This is a genomic window from Pseudomonas sp. H1_A03, from assembly GCF_054685145.1.
Window position 1 is genome coordinate 2280204 of the sequence record NZ_CP162829.1, and the last position, 15213, is coordinate 2295416.

The 15213-nt window shown below is 60.0% G+C and carries 19 protein-coding genes; 13 read left to right on the forward strand and 6 right to left on the reverse strand.

The annotated features are described in order from the left end of the window. The first annotated feature begins 7 nt into the window (after positions 1-7). The 6 genes from AB4O35_RS10485 (at position 8) to hisC (ending at position 5328) form a co-directional block, all read left to right on the forward strand. Positions 8-313, forward strand: coding sequence for an STAS domain-containing protein (locus AB4O35_RS10485; RefSeq protein ID WP_065879608.1), 306 nt, complete (start codon positions 8-10; stop codon positions 311-313). Positions 314-427: 114 nt separating this feature from the next. Beyond that, positions 428-667, forward strand: coding sequence for a BolA family protein (locus tag AB4O35_RS10490; RefSeq protein ID WP_049709972.1), 240 nt, complete (start codon positions 428-430; stop codon positions 665-667). A 23-nt stretch (positions 668-690) separates the two neighbouring features. After that, positions 691-1956: a UDP-N-acetylglucosamine 1-carboxyvinyltransferase gene (gene murA / locus AB4O35_RS10495; protein WP_049709971.1), complete on the forward strand. Its 1266-nt coding sequence runs from the start codon at positions 691-693 to the stop codon at positions 1954-1956. A 233-nt stretch (positions 1957-2189) separates the two neighbouring features. After that, a complete protein-coding gene (gene hisG / locus AB4O35_RS10500) occupies positions 2190-2825 on the forward strand; it encodes an ATP phosphoribosyltransferase (RefSeq protein ID WP_049709970.1) in 636 nt (211 codons plus the stop codon). 127 nt (positions 2826-2952) lie between these two features. Then, on the forward strand, positions 2953-4272 hold the full coding sequence (gene hisD / locus AB4O35_RS10505; RefSeq protein ID WP_065879607.1) for a histidinol dehydrogenase: 1320 nt from the start codon (positions 2953-2955) through the stop codon (positions 4270-4272). Positions 4273-4275: 3 nt separating this feature from the next. Continuing rightward, complete coding sequence (hisC, locus tag AB4O35_RS10510) at positions 4276-5328, forward strand: histidinol-phosphate transaminase (protein WP_065890513.1); 1053 nt, start codon at positions 4276-4278, stop codon at positions 5326-5328. Positions 5329-5455: 127 nt separating this feature from the next. Here hisC and AB4O35_RS10515 read toward each other — a convergent pair whose 3' ends face one another. After that, positions 5456-6730 carry a uracil-xanthine permease family protein gene (locus AB4O35_RS10515; protein WP_065875081.1) on the reverse strand — a complete coding sequence of 425 codons (1275 nt, stop codon included), beginning with the start codon at positions 6728-6730 and terminating at the stop codon, positions 5456-5458. A 2-nt stretch (positions 6731-6732) separates the two neighbouring features. After that, positions 6733-7371 (reverse strand): uracil phosphoribosyltransferase, encoded by a 639-nt coding sequence (upp, locus tag AB4O35_RS10520; protein ID WP_049709966.1) that lies wholly within the window; start codon positions 7369-7371, stop codon positions 6733-6735. Positions 7372-7535: 164 nt separating this feature from the next. Here upp and AB4O35_RS10525 point away from each other — a divergent pair, with 164 nt between their 5' ends. The 4 genes from AB4O35_RS10525 (at position 7536) to AB4O35_RS10540 (ending at position 9581) form a co-directional block, all read left to right on the forward strand. Next, a complete protein-coding gene (locus tag AB4O35_RS10525) occupies positions 7536-8093 on the forward strand; it encodes a hypoxanthine-guanine phosphoribosyltransferase (RefSeq protein ID WP_065945266.1) in 558 nt (185 codons plus the stop codon). 3 nt (positions 8094-8096) lie between these two features. Further along, entirely contained in the window at positions 8097-8564 is a 468-nt protein-coding gene (locus tag AB4O35_RS10530) for a WbuC family cupin fold metalloprotein (protein WP_065879605.1), read from the forward strand. 35 nt (positions 8565-8599) lie between these two features. Beyond that, a complete protein-coding gene (locus AB4O35_RS10535; protein ID WP_065879604.1) occupies positions 8600-9085 on the forward strand; it encodes a hypothetical protein in 486 nt (161 codons plus the stop codon). A gap of 208 nt (positions 9086-9293) precedes the next feature. Continuing rightward, positions 9294-9581 carry a PA4642 family protein gene (locus tag AB4O35_RS10540; protein ID WP_065875078.1) on the forward strand — a complete coding sequence of 96 codons (288 nt, stop codon included), beginning with the start codon at positions 9294-9296 and terminating at the stop codon, positions 9579-9581. Between the two features lie 69 nt (positions 9582-9650). Here the strand turns inward: AB4O35_RS10540 and mqo are convergent, their stop codons facing one another. Then, a complete protein-coding gene (gene mqo, locus AB4O35_RS10545; RefSeq protein ID WP_065879603.1) occupies positions 9651-11159 on the reverse strand; it encodes a malate dehydrogenase (quinone) in 1509 nt (502 codons plus the stop codon). A gap of 726 nt (positions 11160-11885) precedes the next feature. Continuing rightward, positions 11886-12119 carry a hypothetical protein gene (locus tag AB4O35_RS10550; RefSeq protein WP_065875076.1) on the reverse strand — a complete coding sequence of 78 codons (234 nt, stop codon included), beginning with the start codon at positions 12117-12119 and terminating at the stop codon, positions 11886-11888. Between the two features lie 194 nt (positions 12120-12313). Here AB4O35_RS10550 and AB4O35_RS10555 point away from each other — a divergent pair, with 194 nt between their 5' ends. After that, entirely contained in the window at positions 12314-12901 is a 588-nt protein-coding gene (locus AB4O35_RS10555; RefSeq protein ID WP_065875075.1) for a YajG family lipoprotein, read from the forward strand. A 53-nt stretch (positions 12902-12954) separates the two neighbouring features. Here AB4O35_RS10555 and AB4O35_RS10560 read toward each other — a convergent pair whose 3' ends face one another. Beyond that, the gene (locus AB4O35_RS10560; protein WP_049709958.1) at positions 12955-13164 is read right to left on the reverse strand and encodes a hypothetical protein; all 210 of its coding nucleotides are present in this window, start codon (positions 13162-13164) and stop codon (positions 12955-12957) included. A gap of 183 nt (positions 13165-13347) precedes the next feature. On the opposite strand from AB4O35_RS10560, the gene AB4O35_RS10565 reads away from it, so the two are divergent. Continuing rightward, positions 13348-13605 (forward strand): hypothetical protein, encoded by a 258-nt coding sequence (locus AB4O35_RS10565; RefSeq protein WP_065875074.1) that lies wholly within the window; start codon positions 13348-13350, stop codon positions 13603-13605. 123 nt (positions 13606-13728) lie between these two features. Here AB4O35_RS10565 and AB4O35_RS10570 read toward each other — a convergent pair whose 3' ends face one another. After that, positions 13729-14892, reverse strand: a complete 1164-nt coding sequence (locus AB4O35_RS10570) for a 1-acyl-sn-glycerol-3-phosphate acyltransferase (protein WP_175402970.1) — start codon at positions 14890-14892, stop codon at positions 13729-13731. Positions 14893-15025: 133 nt separating this feature from the next. Between AB4O35_RS10570 and AB4O35_RS10575 the strand changes: the two genes are divergently transcribed. Next, positions 15026-15208: a CPXCG motif-containing cysteine-rich protein gene (locus AB4O35_RS10575; protein WP_065875072.1), complete on the forward strand. Its 183-nt coding sequence runs from the start codon at positions 15026-15028 to the stop codon at positions 15206-15208. Positions 15209-15213 lie beyond the last annotated feature (5 nt).

Below are 15213 nucleotides of genomic sequence, written 5' to 3' on the forward strand. Positions count from 1 at the left end.
CCGCACAATGACCGAGTCGGCTGTTCGTCTCGGCGACGCCGGCGAGCTGTTCATCAGCGGCGTGCTGGATTACCGCACCGGGCCTGACCTGCGCAAGCAGGGCCAGGCACTGATCAACACCAGCGCTGCGCCTGCACTGGTGCTGGATTGTTCGGGTGTGACCAAGTCCAGCAGCGTTGGTTTGTCACTGCTGCTGTGCTTTATGCGTGACGCCCAAGCGGCGAATAAGCCGGTCAGCATCCGTGCGATGCCCGAAGACATGCGCGAAATTGCCGAAGTTTCCGAGCTGACCGAGCTGTTGGCGCATCCTTAATACACATTATTAGAGAAGCCCCCCGTCAGAGTCCTGCTAAGCGGGGTTCGCAGGCGCGGGGCTTTTTTGTATGATGTGCGACCCGCGCGCACTGGGCGCCGATAGAGGTTGATCATGCAGGCCCTAGAAGTTAAAAGCTTCCTTGAAGGAAAGCTGCCCGAAACGAGTGTTGAAGTCGAAGGCGAAGGCTGCAACTTCCAGCTGAATGTGATTAGCGATGAACTGGCGGCACTTAGCCCGGTCAAGCGTCAGCAGCAGATCTATGCCCATTTGAACCCGTGGATCACCGATGGCAGCATCCATGCGGTCACTATGAAATTTTTCAGCCGCGCGGCCTGGGCCGAGCGCACCTGAGCCCCCAAGGCGTCGAGATTCTTATGGATAAATTGATTATTACCGGCGGTGCCCGCCTTGATGGCGAGATCCGCATCTCCGGTGCAAAAAACTCTGCCTTGCCGATCCTGGCAGCGACCCTGCTGTGCGATGGCCCGGTCACCGTGGCCAACCTGCCGCACCTGCACGACATCACCACCATGATCGAACTGTTCGGTCGCATGGGCATCGAGCCGGTGATCGACGAGAAGCTGTCCGTCGAAATCGACCCACGCACCATCAAGACCCTGATCGCCCCGTACGAGTTGGTGAAAACCATGCGTGCGTCGATCCTGGTGCTCGGCCCGATGGTTGCCCGTTTCGGCGAAGCTGAAGTGGCATTGCCTGGTGGTTGCGCCATTGGTTCGCGTCCGGTCGACCTGCACATCCGTGGCCTTGAAGCCATGGGCGCGACCATTGACGTCGAAGGCGGTTACATCAAGGCCAAGGCGCCGGAAGGCGGCCTGCGTGGCGCCAGCTTCTTCTTTGATACCGTCAGTGTGACCGGTACCGAGAACATCATGATGGCCGCTGCCCTGGCCAAAGGCCGCAGCGTGCTGCAAAACGCCGCCCGTGAGCCTGAAGTCGTCGACCTGGCGAACTTCCTGAACGCTATGGGCGCCAAGGTTTCCGGTGCTGGCACCGACACCATCACCATTGACGGTGTTGAGCGTCTGCACACGGCCACCTACAAGGTCATGCCGGACCGCATCGAAACCGGTACCTACCTGGTTGCCGCTGCCGTTACTGGTGGCCGCGTCAAGGTCAAGGACACCGATCCGACCATCCTGGAAGCGGTCCTGGAAAAACTGCGCGAAGCTGGCGCAGAAATCACCACCGGTGAAGACTGGATCGAGCTGAACATGCACGGCAAGCGTCCTAAGGCCGTCAACGTACGTACCGCTCCGTACCCGGCGTTCCCGACCGACATGCAAGCGCAGTTCATTTCCTTGAACGCCATTGCTGAAGGCACCGGTGCCGTGATCGAGACCATCTTCGAAAACCGCTTCATGCACGTGTACGAACTGCACCGCATGGGCGCGAAGATTCAGGTTGAGGGCAACACTGCCATCGTTACCGGTACCGAGAAACTCAAGGGCGCGCCAGTTATGGCCACCGACCTGCGTGCTTCGGCGAGCCTGGTGATCTCGGCGTTGATCGCTGAAGGCGACACTCTGATCGACCGCATCTACCACATAGACCGTGGCTACGAGTGCATCGAAGAAAAACTGCAGATGCTCGGCGCTAAAATCCGCCGCGTACCGGGCTAGTCCCGGGCTGTTTGTAGTGAGCGGGCTTGCCCCGCGCTGGGTTGCGTAGCGACCCCAAAAAATGGGACTGCTGCGCAGTCCAGCGCGGGGCAAGCCCGCTCACTACAATGAGGTTTGCCGTTAAATGAGCGGTATGCTGAATTCGTTTCAAATCGAGGCTGTCATGGCCTCGATCTGTGTCTGGCGCCGTTTGCGACCGGACAGCAATAGCCAGATGAAGGACTGACGCTTCCATGTTGACCATCGCACTGTCCAAGGGCCGCATCCTTGACGACACGTTGCCGCTTCTGGCTGAAGCGGGCATCGTGCCGACCGAGAATCCGGACAAGAGCCGCAAGCTGATCATTCCCACGACCCAGGACGATGTTCGCCTGTTGATCGTGCGGGCTACCGACGTGCCGACCTACGTTGAGCATGGCGCGGCCGACCTCGGCGTCGCCGGTAAAGACGTGCTGATGGAATACGGTGGCCAGGGCCTTTACGAGCCGTTGGACCTGCGTATCGCCCTGTGCAAGCTGATGACCGCCGGCCGCGTCGGTGACGTCGAGCCCAAGGGCCGCCTGCGCGTGGCCACCAAGTTCGTCAACGTTGCCAAGCGTTACTACGCCGAACAAGGCCGTCAGGTCGACATCATCAAGCTCTACGGCTCGATGGAGCTGGCGCCGCTGATCGGCCTGGCCGACAAAATCATCGACGTGGTCGACACCGGCAACACCCTGCGTGCCAACGGCCTCGAGCCCCAGGAATTCATTGCCGACATCAGCTCTCGCCTGGTTGTCAACAAAGCATCGATGAAGATGCAGCACGCCCGTATCCAGGCGTTGATCGACACCCTGCGCAAGGCAGTGGAGTCGCGACACCGCGGTTGACTCACCCGCGTAGCTGAAAGGCTGCGCCCGTCTATCCGCCTCATAGCCAGAATTCTCAGGTGCCCAAGCGGAGCGAACGGTAGTTTAGGGCGCCTGAGTTTTTTGCCAATCCTATGAGGCCCTCGCTATGACCACGTCCACTGCAATTGCCCGACTCAGCGCTGCCGACCCGGATTTCGCCCATCATCTGGATCATCTGCTGAGCTGGGAAAGCGTGTCCGACGATTCGGTCAACCAGCGGGTGCTCGACATCATCAAGGCCGTGCGCGAGCGTGGTGACGCGGCGCTGGTGGACTTCACCCGCCAGTTCGACGGCCTGGACGTCAAATCCATGTCCGACCTGATCCTGCCGCGCGAACGCCTGGAGCTGGCGCTGACGCGTATCACCGCGCCGCAGCGCGAAGCCCTGGAAGTGGCGGCGACGCGGGTGCGCAGCTACCACGAAAAGCAGAAACAGGACTCCTGGAGCTACACCGAGGCGGACGGTACCGTGCTGGGCCAGAAGGTTACGCCACTGGACCGCGCCGGCCTGTACGTGCCGGGCGGTAAGGCGTCGTACCCATCGTCGGTGTTGATGAACGCGATCCCGGCCAAAGTGGCGGGCGTGACCGAAGTGGTCATGGTCGTGCCGACGCCGCGCGGTGAAATCAACGAGCTGGTGTTGGCCGCCGCCTGCATTGCCGGCGTCGACCGCGTTTTCACCATCGGTGGCGCGCAAGCCGTTGCCGCCCTGGCCTATGGCACCGAAAGCGTGCCGAAGGTCGACAAAGTGGTCGGTCCCGGCAACATCTACGTCGCCACCGCCAAGCGTCACGTGTTTGGCCAGGTCGGTATCGACATGATTGCCGGCCCATCGGAAATCCTCGTGGTATGCGACGGCCAGACCGATCCGGACTGGATCGCCATGGACCTGTTCTCCCAGGCCGAGCACGATGAAGACGCCCAGGCGATCCTGGTCAGCCCGGACGCCGAGTTCCTCGACCAAGTGGCGGCCAGCATCAATAAGTTGCTGCCGACCATGGAGCGTGCCGAGATCATCGAGAAATCGATCAATGGCCGTGGCGCGCTGATCCTGGTGCGTGACATGGAGCAGGCCATCGAAGTGGCCAACCGTATCGCGCCGGAGCACTTGGAGTTGTCCGTGGCCGACCCACAAGCCTGGTTGCCATCGATTCGCCACGCCGGTGCGATCTTCATGGGCCGCCACACCAGCGAAGCCCTGGGTGACTATTGCGCAGGCCCGAACCACGTGCTGCCGACCTCCGGCACCGCGCGTTTCTCCTCGCCACTGGGCGTGTACGACTTCCAGAAGCGTTCGTCGATCATCTTCTGCTCGCCGCAGGGCGCTTCCGAGTTGGGCAAGACCGCCTCGGTACTGGCCCGTGGTGAATCCCTGAGTGCCCACGCCCGTAGCGCTGAATACCGCATCCTTGAAGAGGGGAACTGAGATATGAGCAAATTCTGGAGCCCCTTCGTCAAAGACCTCGTGCCTTACGTGCCTGGCGAACAACCGAAGCTGACCAAGCTGGTCAAGCTCAACACCAATGAAAACCCCTACGGCCCGTCGCCCAAGGCGTTGGCCGCGATGCAGGCCGAGCTGAACGACAACCTGCGCCTGTACCCGGACCCCAACAGCGACCTGCTCAAGCAGGCCGTGGCCAAGTATTACGCGATCGACGCCAGTAAGGTCTTCCTCGGCAACGGTTCCGATGAAGTCCTCGCACACATTTTCCACGGCCTGTTCCAGCACGAACTACCGCTGTTGTTTCCGGACATCAGCTACAGCTTCTACCCGGTTTACTGCGGCCTCTACGGCATCAAGTCCGACCCGGTGCCGCTGGACGAACAGTTCCAGATTCGCGTGGCGGATTACGCCAGGCCCAACGGCGGGATTATCTTCCCCAACCCGAACGCGCCTACCGGTTGCGTGCTGGCACTGGATGCGGTGGAGCAGATCCTCAAGGCCAACCCGGACTCGGTGGTAGTAGTGGATGAAGCCTATATCGACTTCGGCGGCGAAACCGCGATCAGCCTGGTGGATCGCTACCCGAACCTGCTGGTGACCCAGACGCTGTCCAAATCGCGCTCACTGGCCGGTTTGCGCGTGGGCCTGGCCGTGGGCCACCCGGACCTGATCGAGGCGCTGGAGCGGGTCAAGAACAGCTTCAACTCTTATCCGCTGGATCGCCTGGCGATTGTCGGCGCGGCGGCAGCGTTCGAGGACCGTGAGTACTTCGAGAAGACGTGCCAGTTGGTCATCGACAGCCGCGACAAGGTGGTTGCGCAGTTGGAGGCAAAAGGTTTTGAAGTGTTGCCGTCGGCGGCCAACTTTATCTTTGCTCGCCACCCTCAACATGACGCTGCTGGCCTGGCGGCCAAGTTGCGTGAGCAGGGTGTGATCGTGCGGCACTTCAAGCAGGCGCGGATTGCCCAGTTCCTGCGGATCAGCATCGGTACGCCGGAGCAGAACCAGGCGCTGATTGATGGGCTTGGTGAGCTTTAACGTTCACTGAAAATCAAATGTGGGAGCTGGCTTGCCTGCGATAGCGGTGTATCAAACGACAACTATGTCGCCTGTTACTCCGCTATCGCAGGCAAGCCAGCTCCCACACTGATTTGCGTTGTGTCAGTTAGAGCAACGGCTCATCCGGCTTCTTGTTTTTCCAGCCATCATTGCCCGGCAGCAGCAGGTTCAAACCAATCGCTACCACCGCACACAGGGCGATGCCCTTGAGGCCGAAGTCATCCGGGCCGGTGCCGGTGCCGACCAGCACACCGCCAATCCCGAACACCAACGTCACCGACACAATCACTAGGTTGCGCGCTTCGCCCAGGTCGATTTTGTGGCGGATCAGCGTGTTCATCCCCACTGCGGCAATCGAGCCGAATAGCAGGCACAGAATCCCGCCCATCACTGGCACCGGAATGCTCTGCAGCAATGCGCCGAACTTACCGATAAACGCCAGGCTGATGGCAAACACCGCCGCCCAGGTCATGATCTTCGGGTTGTAGTTCTTGGTCAGCATCACCGCGCCGGTCACTTCGGCGTACGTGGTGTTCGGCGGGCCGCCAAACAGGCCGGCGGCCGTGGTGGCAATGCCGTCACCCAGCAGGGTACGGTGCAGGCCCGGCTTTTTCAGGTAGTCGCGACCGGTCACGCTGCCGACTGCAATCACACCGCCGATATGCTCGATCGCCGGGGCCAGGGCCACGGGGACGATAAACAGGATCGCCTGCCAGTTGAACTCAGGCGCGGTGAAGTGGGGCAGGGCGAACCAGGGGGCGGCGGCGATCTTTGCTGTGTCGACCACACCAAAATAGAACGCCATGGCAAAACCGACCAATACGCCGGAGATGATCGGCACCAGGCGGAATATGCCCTTGCCGAACACCGCCACAATCAACGTGGTGAGCAGCGCCGGCATCGAGATCATCATTGCCGTCTGGTAATGAATCAGCTCGGCACCATCGCCGGATTTACCCATGGCCATGTTGGCGGCAATCGGTGCCATGGCCAGGCCGATGGAGATAATCACCGGCCCGATCACCACGGGCGGCAGCAGCCGGTCGATGAAACCGGTGCCCTTGATCTTCACCGCGAGCCCGAGGAAGGTATAGACGAAACCGGCCGCCATTACCCCGCCCATGGTCGCCGCGAGGCCGAACTGGCTTTTGGCGAGAATGATCGGAGTAATGAAGGCAAAGCTCGACGCCAGAAAGACCGGCACCTGCCGCCCTGTCACCACCTGGAACAACAACGTGCCCAGGCCCGCGGTGAACAGCGCAACGTTTGGATCAAGACCTGTGATCAGCGGCATCAACACCAGCGCGCCAAATGCCACGAAGAGCATTTGTGCGCCAGACAGGATCTGGCGCCAAAGCGGGTCGTTGAATTCATCCTGCATGCTCAACCGTCCTTCTGCTTGGTACCGAAGATCTTGTCACCGGCATCGCCCAGGCCTGGGATGATGTAGCCGTGTTCATTCAGGCGCTCATCGATGGACGCGGTGTAGATCTGCACGTCCGGGTGAGCTTTCTCGACGGCGGCGATGCCTTCGGGCGCGGCCACCAGCACCATGGCGCGGATGTCCTTGCAACCGGCTTTTTTCAGCAAGTCGATGGTGGCGACCATGGAACTGCCGGTGGCGAGCATCGGGTCGATGATCATCGCCAGGCGCTCGTTGATTTCCGGAACGAGTTTTTCCAGGTAGGTGTGGGCCTGCAAGGTTTCTTCATTGCGGGCCACGCCCACGGCGCTGACCTTGGCGCCCGGGATCAGGCTGAGCACGCCTTCGAGCATGCCGATACCGGCGCGCAGGATCGGCACGACGGTGATTTTCTTACCGGCGATTTTCTCGACCTGCACGGTACCGGCCCAACCTTCGATGTCGTAGGTTTCCAGGGGTAAATCTTTAGTGGCTTCGTAAGTCAGCAACGCTCCGACTTCCTGAGCAAGCTCACGGAAGTTCTTCGTGCTAATGTCGGCGCGGCGCATAAGGCCGAGCTTGTGTCGGATCAGCGGATGGCGGATCTCGCGAGTGGGCATGGGAATGGCTCCGGCGGCGGGCAAAAAAACCGGCCTAGATTAATCTATCCGAGGGTGTTGTCCTATAGACATCTAGTACGTTAGTCCATTAAGGCTTGCCCGGAGCGCACGAGAAGCGTACCTTCGCCCGCTTTTCTTGCCACAGCACCCCCTTGGAGAGCGCCATGTCCGCTGATCTCGAGCATATCCGTCAAATCATGCGCGAGGCTGACTGCCTGTACACCGAAGCGCAAGTCGAAGAGGCAATCGCCAAGGTCGGCGCGCACATCACCCGCGAAATGGCTGAAACCAACCCGGTGGTTTTCTGCGTGATGAACGGTGGTCTGATCTTCGCTGGCAAATTGCTCACCCACCTGCAATTCCCGCTCGAAGCGTCCTACCTGCACGCCACCCGCTATCGCAACGAAACCAGCGGCGGCGACCTGTTTTGGAAAGCCAAGCCGGAAGTCTCGTTCATCGACCGCGACGTGCTGATCATCGACGACATCCTCGACGAAGGTCACACCCTCGGCGCGATCATTGACTTCTGCAAGCACGCTGGCGCGCGCAAAGTGCACACTGCCGTGCTGATCGACAAAGACCACGACCGCAAGGCCCGCCCAGAGCTGAAAGCCGATTTCGTTGGCCTGCCGTGCATCGACCGCTACATCTTCGGTTACGGCATGGACTACAAAGGCTACTGGCGCAACGCCAATGGGATCTACGCCGTCAAAGGGATGTAAGCCATGACCCGCTTTCTTGATCAGACGCTGTTTGCCGAATTGGCCGAGAAAGCGGGCGCCAGCCCCCGTGGCCGGCACCATCACAACTTCCACCAGATGGAAGAGCCCTGCCATCGCCTGGCCGTGGGCCTGCAGTCCAGCACCTATGTGCCGCCGCATCGGCACCTGAGTGCGGACAAGGCGGAAACCTTGCTCGTGCTTCAGGGCAGCCTGGGTCTGCTGGTGTTCAGCGAAACCGGCGAGGTGCTGGCCAAGCGCGTCATGCAGGCGGGGGGCGAATGCGCGGGTGTGGATCTGCCACCCGGTGTGTTTCACGGTTTGGTGGTGCTGGAGCCCGACACGGTGATGTTCGAGTGCAAAGCCGGACCTTATCGCCCGGTAGGCGAGGGTGAGCTGGCCGATTGGGCGCCGCGTGAAGGCGAGGCTGGCGTGGCCGCGTATCAACGTTGGATGCTTGCCCAGTTCGATTGAGCTACAGTGCTGGGCCATCTCGCACGGAGCGGCCCATGAACTTGTTGATACGTACTTGCGCCGCCCTGGCGTTGACCCTCAGTTTGCCCCTGGCCGCCGCGCCTGCGCCGTTGCACAGCCAATTCCTGCCCTCCGACGACCTGACCCTGCGCGCCGAAGCCCCGGACCAGCAGCAATTGCTGCAAGTCACCGAGTACGCCGTGGTGGTGGGTAACCAACGCCAATCCAGCCAGCAACCGATCCCGGTGACCTCGCCGCTGATGATCCGTCTCAAGGGCAAATCCCTGAACAAAGGCGCGACCATCAGCCAGGTGGTGCTCAACTTCGATGCCGAAAGCAAAAGCCTGAAGAAGCCGGTCTACGACGACAAGAGCAAGACCCTGACGTTGTCCTACCCGGTGGCCCAATACCGAGTGATCGTCGACCTGCTGCGCAATGACGCGGTGTACGTGCAGTTCCTGAGTTATGCCAATGGGCATATCTGGGCGGATTTGCATACTGGCGCCGTTCGCGCGAAGTAGTCAGGCGACACAGATTCCGCTATGTGGATGCAATTAATGTGGGAGCTGGCTTGCCTGCGATCTTGTTGTACCAGTGACAGAGTGGCCAGTTGACCCACCGCTATCGCAGGCAAGCCAGCTCCCACATGAGTGTTTGGTTGTTTTCGAAGGTGGTGTCTCACAGGTAGACTTCAAACCCCGTGTAAATGTCTGCAGGCTGGAGTCGGTAATGCGTAAAGATAAGAAACAGGTGATTGGTGACGAGATTGGCGACGATCAGATCAAGTTGTTCCTCGACTTCGAGCCGGTTGACGCGACGTCCCCGTCCCTGCACAAACTGATCAAAGCCTACCGTGGCCTGCGTATCGACGACTTTGAGCGCTTCCTGGGTTTCTTCAAGGAAGCCGGCCTGGACCTGGACGGCAAGGATGAGCATGGCCAGACCTTCGTCGACCTGATCAAGGACCAGCGTCACGCAGACGAGTACATCGAGTTGATCAACAACGCTCGCGGTTGATTCTCCAGGCAATAAAAAACGCCCCGTTCTCATGCCGAGAGCGGGGCGTTTTTTTATTGCCTTAAGGCCTCAAGCGTAGCTCTCGGTCTCGGCAGCAGGCTCAACCAGTTCCAGGCTGATGTTGTTCTGCTCATTGATCTTGCGATACAGCTCGGCATCCGTTTCCAGGACCTTTTCCCGAGCCGGGAAGATCTCGTGCAGCTTGGCCGCCCACTCTCCGGCAGCCTTGGCCGGGAAGCAGCGTTCGATCAGGTCGAGCATGATCGAAACGGTCACCGAAGCGCCAGGAGATGCGCCCAGCAGTGCCGCGAGCGAGCCGTCTTTGGCCGCGACCAGTTCGGTGCCGAATTGCAGTACGCCGCCTTTTTTCGGGTCTTTCTTGATGATCTGTACCCGTTGGCCGGCCACTTCCAGGCGCCAGTCTTCGGCTTTGGCTTCGGGGTAGAAGCGGCGCAGGGACTCCAGGCGCTGCTCCATGGACTGCATCACTTCGCTGACCAGGTACTTGGTCAGGTCCATGTTGTCGCGGGCCACGGCGAGCATCGGGCCAATGTTGCCGGCGCGAACCGACAGTGGCAGGTCAAGGAACGAGCCGTGCTTGAGGAACTTGGTGGTGAAGCCGGCATAGGGCCCAAACAGCAGGGATTTTTTGCCTTCCACTACGCGAGTGTCCAAGTGCGGCACGGACATCGGCGGCGAACCCACGGCGGCCTGGCTGTAGACCTTGGCCTCGTGGTGCTTGACCACTTCCGGGTTGTCGCAACGCAGCCATTGGCCGCTGACCGGGAAACCGCCAAAACCTTTGCTTTCTTCGATACCCGAGGCTTGCAGCAGCGGCAGCGCCGCGCCACCGGCGCCGAGGAACACGAACTTGGCGTCCACTTCACGGCTGTTGCCGCTGTTGACGTCCTTGATGCTGACGGTCCAGCCCGCGCCGTTGCGCTTGAGGCCGGTCACACGCTTGCTGTACTTGACCTGGGCGTCTGCCGAGCTGGTCAGGTGGCTGAGCAGTTGGTTGGTCAGCGCGCCGAAGTTGACGTCGGTGCCGTTCATGACACGGGTCGCCGCGATTTTTTCGTCGAGCGGGCGGCCCGGCATCATCAGCGGCATCCACTTGGCCATCTCGCTACGGTCTTCGGTGTAGTGCATGTCCGAAAACGCGTGGTGCTGGCTGAGGGTTTCAAAGCGCTTCTTGAGGAAGGACACGCCTTTTTCGCCCTGTACGAAGCTCAGGTGCGGCACCGGACTGATAAAAGATTTGGACGAGCCAAAGGTGCCCTTTTTGGTCAGGTACGCCCAGAACTGTTTCGACACCTCGAACTGGGTGTTGATGTGCACGGCTTTCTTGATGTCGATGGAGCCATCGGCAGCCTGCGGTGTGTAGTTCAGCTCACACAGCCCGGCGTGGCCGGTACCGGCGTTGTTCCACGGGTTGGAACTCTCCGCGGCACCCGAATCCATCAGCTCAACGACTTCCAGCTTGAGGCCGGGGTCGAGCTCTTTGAGCAGTACGGCCAGGGTGGCACTCATGATGCCGGCCCCTACCAATACTACGTCGACTGCTTCGTTATGCGCCATTTAACGCGTCTCCAAAATCTGCAGCACCAAATTGACGGCATGGCTGCCAGGAGTGACGGGGCGGTTCACGTGTTGCCCCAGGTTACCCATGGCCAGGATCGCCATGTCCGTTTCGCAATTCTTTGCAACTTCAGCACACGCTTCCTGCCGGGCTAATCTGCCTATGAACGCATTCATGGGCGCCTGTGGCAATTCGACTTATGGTCAAAACGTGTGATCTGTGCAATCAATCCGTAGCGGACAGGCTCAAGCTCCGATTTTCAAGGAGTACTCGGTCCTGTGTGGTTGGGCTGTTCCAGACGCTGATGGTGCTTGTACAAACGCCAAACTATTCATTTGCTCGCCACACTCTTGTGAAGTTGTGAAAACCCGTTTTTTCACGCTCTTTTGAAGACGTGAACCTCAAAAAAGGGCTGCCCCAGCCTGGCACCTGGCCCGGAAAACCTTGCCGACATGCGGCAAAACGGGCAAACAACTCAAGTGGCCGAGCGCAATGGCAGCTCTGGCAGATTCGGCAAAGACGGGTGGTTTGCAAAGAAAACAGCAAGCGCGCCAGCTTCACTCGATCTGTGTGGGCGGCTCTCTGTGGGCGATTCTTGGGGTTAATACCGAGGCATTAACGATGCTGCGAGGCCCGATCAGGAGACGTCCTTATAATCGGGGGGAGATTGTAGCGAAGAACGCTGGGGAAATGGGCGTGTTTTATGACTTTTATTAGGCGTTCGGTCAGGCAGCCAACGGCTGATGCCGTGACGACCGCGCTGGACGTGGGCTGACGCGGGCGCGAGCGGGCAGTGGGTGGTGCATCCAGCTCAGGCGAATCTCATCGATTTCTACCCAACCGTCGCCCACGGGCGGCTGGCAGCATTCTTTGAATGCCTGGCAACGACCTTGTGCATCGAGCAGGGCGAACTGACGAAGGGCCGGCTTGCGCGTAAACAATGACCAAAGAAACTGCATGACGATTGACCTCCTGAGATTGAGGCCAAGCATGCCTGCGCTGGATGACGAGCCCATGTAACGGGTGTGACATCTCGGTGACAGCGAACCGCGCTCCACACGTGGGGTCACAGGTTGTAACTGATGCTAGTTCCCCGCAGTGGCGCCCCGCTATACTGCCGGCCTGTCGGATCATGATTTCTGGAGAGAAGCGCATGTTGCAACGCCTGTTGTTCGGTTTGATCACTGTGACCAGCTTGACCCTGGTGGGCTGCGCCAACAGCCCGCAACAACTGACCCCGGAACCGAAACTCACCACGCAGTTGGCCCCGGTGGGCCACGGCCAGGCGGTGTCGGTGCGGGTGGTGGATGGTCGTCCATCGCCTACGCTCGGCTCGCGCGGCGGCCTGTACCCGGAAACCGCTCTGATCTCGGTGAACGCTCAAGACGTGCTGCCCAAGCTGCAGGCCCAGGCTGAAGCCGCCGTGCGCTTGCTGGGTTTCACCCCGAGCGCCAATGCACCGGGCGCTCCGCAATTGACGATCACCCTGGCTGAATTGAAGTATCAATCGCCTAAGGACGGCCTGTACGTGACCGAAGCTTCCATCGGCGCGACGTTCAAGTCCGACGTCACCGCGGGTACCCGTCGCTACAGCGGTCGCTACGGCGCCTCCCTGAACCAGCGTTTCGGCATGTCGCCGAACCAGGAAACCAATACCAAGTTGGTCAGCGACGTCCTGAGTGACGCCTTGACCCGACTGTTCAAAGACCCAAGCATCGGTTCGTTGCTCAGCGCGCAATAAACGATTGTTAAAAAACCGGGCTCGGTTGAGTCCGGTTTTTTTCGCCTCCTGTTTCACGCGGCGGTGTCGATACAGAAGTCCAGCAGGCTCACCCCCGTTAACAGATCGGTCTCCGGAAGGTCCGCATGCTGGTGCCCGCCAAGGGCGCAATACACCAGCCAGTGGCGATCCTGGACGTTGAAAGCCAGGCCGCCGATCAGCGCTTCCTGCTCATCGCTTTGGGCGACCAGATACAGCCGATCCTGGTTTTGCGCGTGCAACATGACAAGCTCCTGAGGCGTCAAAGGGCAACAGAGTGGACTGTTAAGGTGACGTTCAGGTGACGCTCTAAATTACTGGATACATTAACCGTCAATGGGGAAGGGAGCCGTTTCGGTGCCGGACGCCACTATCGTTCAGGTTGGTAGCTGAGCTGATACCAAGACACTGTTCCACTGAGGTTTGCAATGGCGCTGTCCGCACTACTGATCAATGTTGTAGCGTTAGCGGTAGCGTGCCCGGGTGCAGCGCTGCTGTTCATTACGCGCCTGCGCGAACAACGCGCGATGGCCGACCTGGCCGCGCAAGGCGAAGACCGTGCGATCGATCAACCGATGTTGTTTCTGGATGTGCGCACCGAGCGCGCGCACCGGGTGGCTTACCGTATTGGGTTTGCCTGCCTGGGGTTGGCGTTGGCTATTTCCTGGTTCAGTACCCACCTCTAAAAACGCCATAAAACAAATGTGGGAGCTGGCTTGCCTGCGATAGCATCACCGAGGTGTGACTGATCCACCGAGGTGTCTGCATCGCAGGCAAGCCAGCTCCCACACAAGCCAGCGCTCATAGCGTCAGAGCGGTATGCCGGCCTTGACCCGATACTGATTACGCACCGGCGTAGCGTATTGCACCACCAGGAACGGTCGGTGCTCGGCCGGGCACTCGTTCAAGCGCCGCTCCCATTCTGCCTTTGCCTTGGCCAGTTCGTCGGCCGGGAATACCTCGGCCGCCGTCGGCACCTGCAATTGCGGGTCGGCGTCGCTCCATTGGGCATACGCCAGGTAATGCACCGGGAACAGTCGGTAACCGCCGAGAATCTGCCGATCCATTTCCACCGCCAACAGTTTGGTATCTTCGAAACGCTCGGTGATCGGCGGCGCAAAGTTGATGTGCACCCGCCCCTTGTAGCCCGTGATGCCAAGGGCGATGCTCACGTCATCCTCGCCCGGCGCCTTGCTGTAGGTGCCGGTGGTGGCGCGGATGTACAGCTCGCGAGCCTTGGCGGTATCGCACGGGTCGTACTCGTAGCTGATTGACACCGGCGTCAGGTTCAACGACTGGATGACCTCGGCAAACGGCTCATCCTTGCGGCTGACGTGGAACATCTTGAGGATCGCCGATTCGGTGCGATCATCCCCATCCTTGGCGCGCCCTTCGGCCTGGGCAATCCAGATCGATTGGCAGTCGTTGCGGATCGAATGGTTGATGTAGGCTGACAGCAGGTTGAAGGCCGCCATCTTTTCCTTTCGCCCGGTGATCGAGCGGTGCACGATAAAGCTCTTGTTCAGGCGCATCAGGTCGCTGACAAACGGCTTTTGCAGCAGGTTGTCGCCGATGGCGATGCGCGGCGTCGGCAGGCCGGCGTGGTACACGGCGTAGTTGACGAAGGCCGGGTCCATCACGATATCGCGGTGGTTGGCGAGGAACAGGTAGGCGGTGCCGGACTTGAGCTGCTCGACGCCGGTGTAGGTCACGCCGTCGGTCGCGCGGTCAATGGTGTGGTCGACGTAGTACTCGACTTTGTCCTGCAAGGTCGCAACGGTGGTGACGCCGGCGAATTCACGGCGCAGTTTGCGGGCGATCATCGGCTTGAGCAGCCAGCCCAGGGCGCCGGCAAAGCGCGGGAAGCGGAAGTGGGTCAGGATGTCCAGAAAGGCCTTGTCACTGAACAGGCGTGCCAGCACTGCCGGGACTTCGCTGTCGTTGTAAGGTCGGATGGTATCGAATTCGCCCATCATGCTCTCTTGTTAGAAACGGCTAGGGTAAGTAAAGGAAATACCAGGGTGCGGCCTGAGTAATGGGCTCAGCCGAAATATAACCCTGTAAATAGACCGGCGATTATACGCACAAGTCACCTTGGAGGCTGCGATGCTGGAAACTGCGACGTACGATTGTCCTTATTGTGGTGAAGAGGTCGAGACAACGGTGGATTTGTCCGGCGGCGATCAGACGTATATAGAAGACTGTCAGGTGTGTTGCCGGCCAATCAGTTTCAATCTACAGGTGCATGGCGACGAGTGGATGCTCGAAACCCGTAGCGAAAACGAATAACAGGT

Bases quoted from the DNA above. Each gene is read 5' to 3' on its own strand.
- AB4O35_RS10485 (WP_065879608.1), top strand. From the start codon at position 8: ATGACCGAGTCGGCTGTTCGTCTCGGCGACGCCGGCGAGCTGTTCATC.
- AB4O35_RS10490 (WP_049709972.1), top strand. From the start codon at position 428: ATGCAGGCCCTAGAAGTTAAAAGCTTCCTTGAAGGAAAGCTGCCCGAA.
- murA (WP_049709971.1), top strand. From the start codon at position 691: ATGGATAAATTGATTATTACCGGCGGTGCCCGCCTTGATGGCGAGATC.
- hisG (WP_049709970.1), top strand. From the start codon at position 2,190: ATGTTGACCATCGCACTGTCCAAGGGCCGCATCCTTGACGACACGTTG.
- hisD (WP_065879607.1), top strand. From the start codon at position 2,953: ATGACCACGTCCACTGCAATTGCCCGACTCAGCGCTGCCGACCCGGAT.
- hisC (WP_065890513.1), top strand. From the start codon at position 4,276: ATGAGCAAATTCTGGAGCCCCTTCGTCAAAGACCTCGTGCCTTACGTG.
- AB4O35_RS10515 (WP_065875081.1), bottom strand. From the start codon at position 6,730: ATGCAGGATGAATTCAACGACCCGCTTTGGCGCCAGATCCTGTCTGGC.
- upp (WP_049709966.1), bottom strand. From the start codon at position 7,371: ATGCCCACTCGCGAGATCCGCCATCCGCTGATCCGACACAAGCTCGGC.
- AB4O35_RS10525 (WP_065945266.1), top strand. From the start codon at position 7,536: ATGTCCGCTGATCTCGAGCATATCCGTCAAATCATGCGCGAGGCTGAC.
- AB4O35_RS10530 (WP_065879605.1), top strand. From the start codon at position 8,097: ATGACCCGCTTTCTTGATCAGACGCTGTTTGCCGAATTGGCCGAGAAA.
- AB4O35_RS10535 (WP_065879604.1), top strand. From the start codon at position 8,600: ATGAACTTGTTGATACGTACTTGCGCCGCCCTGGCGTTGACCCTCAGT.
- AB4O35_RS10540 (WP_065875078.1), top strand. From the start codon at position 9,294: ATGCGTAAAGATAAGAAACAGGTGATTGGTGACGAGATTGGCGACGAT.
- mqo (WP_065879603.1), bottom strand. From the start codon at position 11,159: ATGGCGCATAACGAAGCAGTCGACGTAGTATTGGTAGGGGCCGGCATC.
- AB4O35_RS10550 (WP_065875076.1), bottom strand. From the start codon at position 12,119: ATGCAGTTTCTTTGGTCATTGTTTACGCGCAAGCCGGCCCTTCGTCAG.
- AB4O35_RS10555 (WP_065875075.1), top strand. From the start codon at position 12,314: ATGTTGCAACGCCTGTTGTTCGGTTTGATCACTGTGACCAGCTTGACC.
- AB4O35_RS10560 (WP_049709958.1), bottom strand. From the start codon at position 13,164: ATGTTGCACGCGCAAAACCAGGATCGGCTGTATCTGGTCGCCCAAAGC.
- AB4O35_RS10565 (WP_065875074.1), top strand. From the start codon at position 13,348: ATGGCGCTGTCCGCACTACTGATCAATGTTGTAGCGTTAGCGGTAGCG.
- AB4O35_RS10570 (WP_175402970.1), bottom strand. From the start codon at position 14,892: ATGGGCGAATTCGATACCATCCGACCTTACAACGACAGCGAAGTCCCG.
- AB4O35_RS10575 (WP_065875072.1), top strand. From the start codon at position 15,026: ATGCTGGAAACTGCGACGTACGATTGTCCTTATTGTGGTGAAGAGGTC.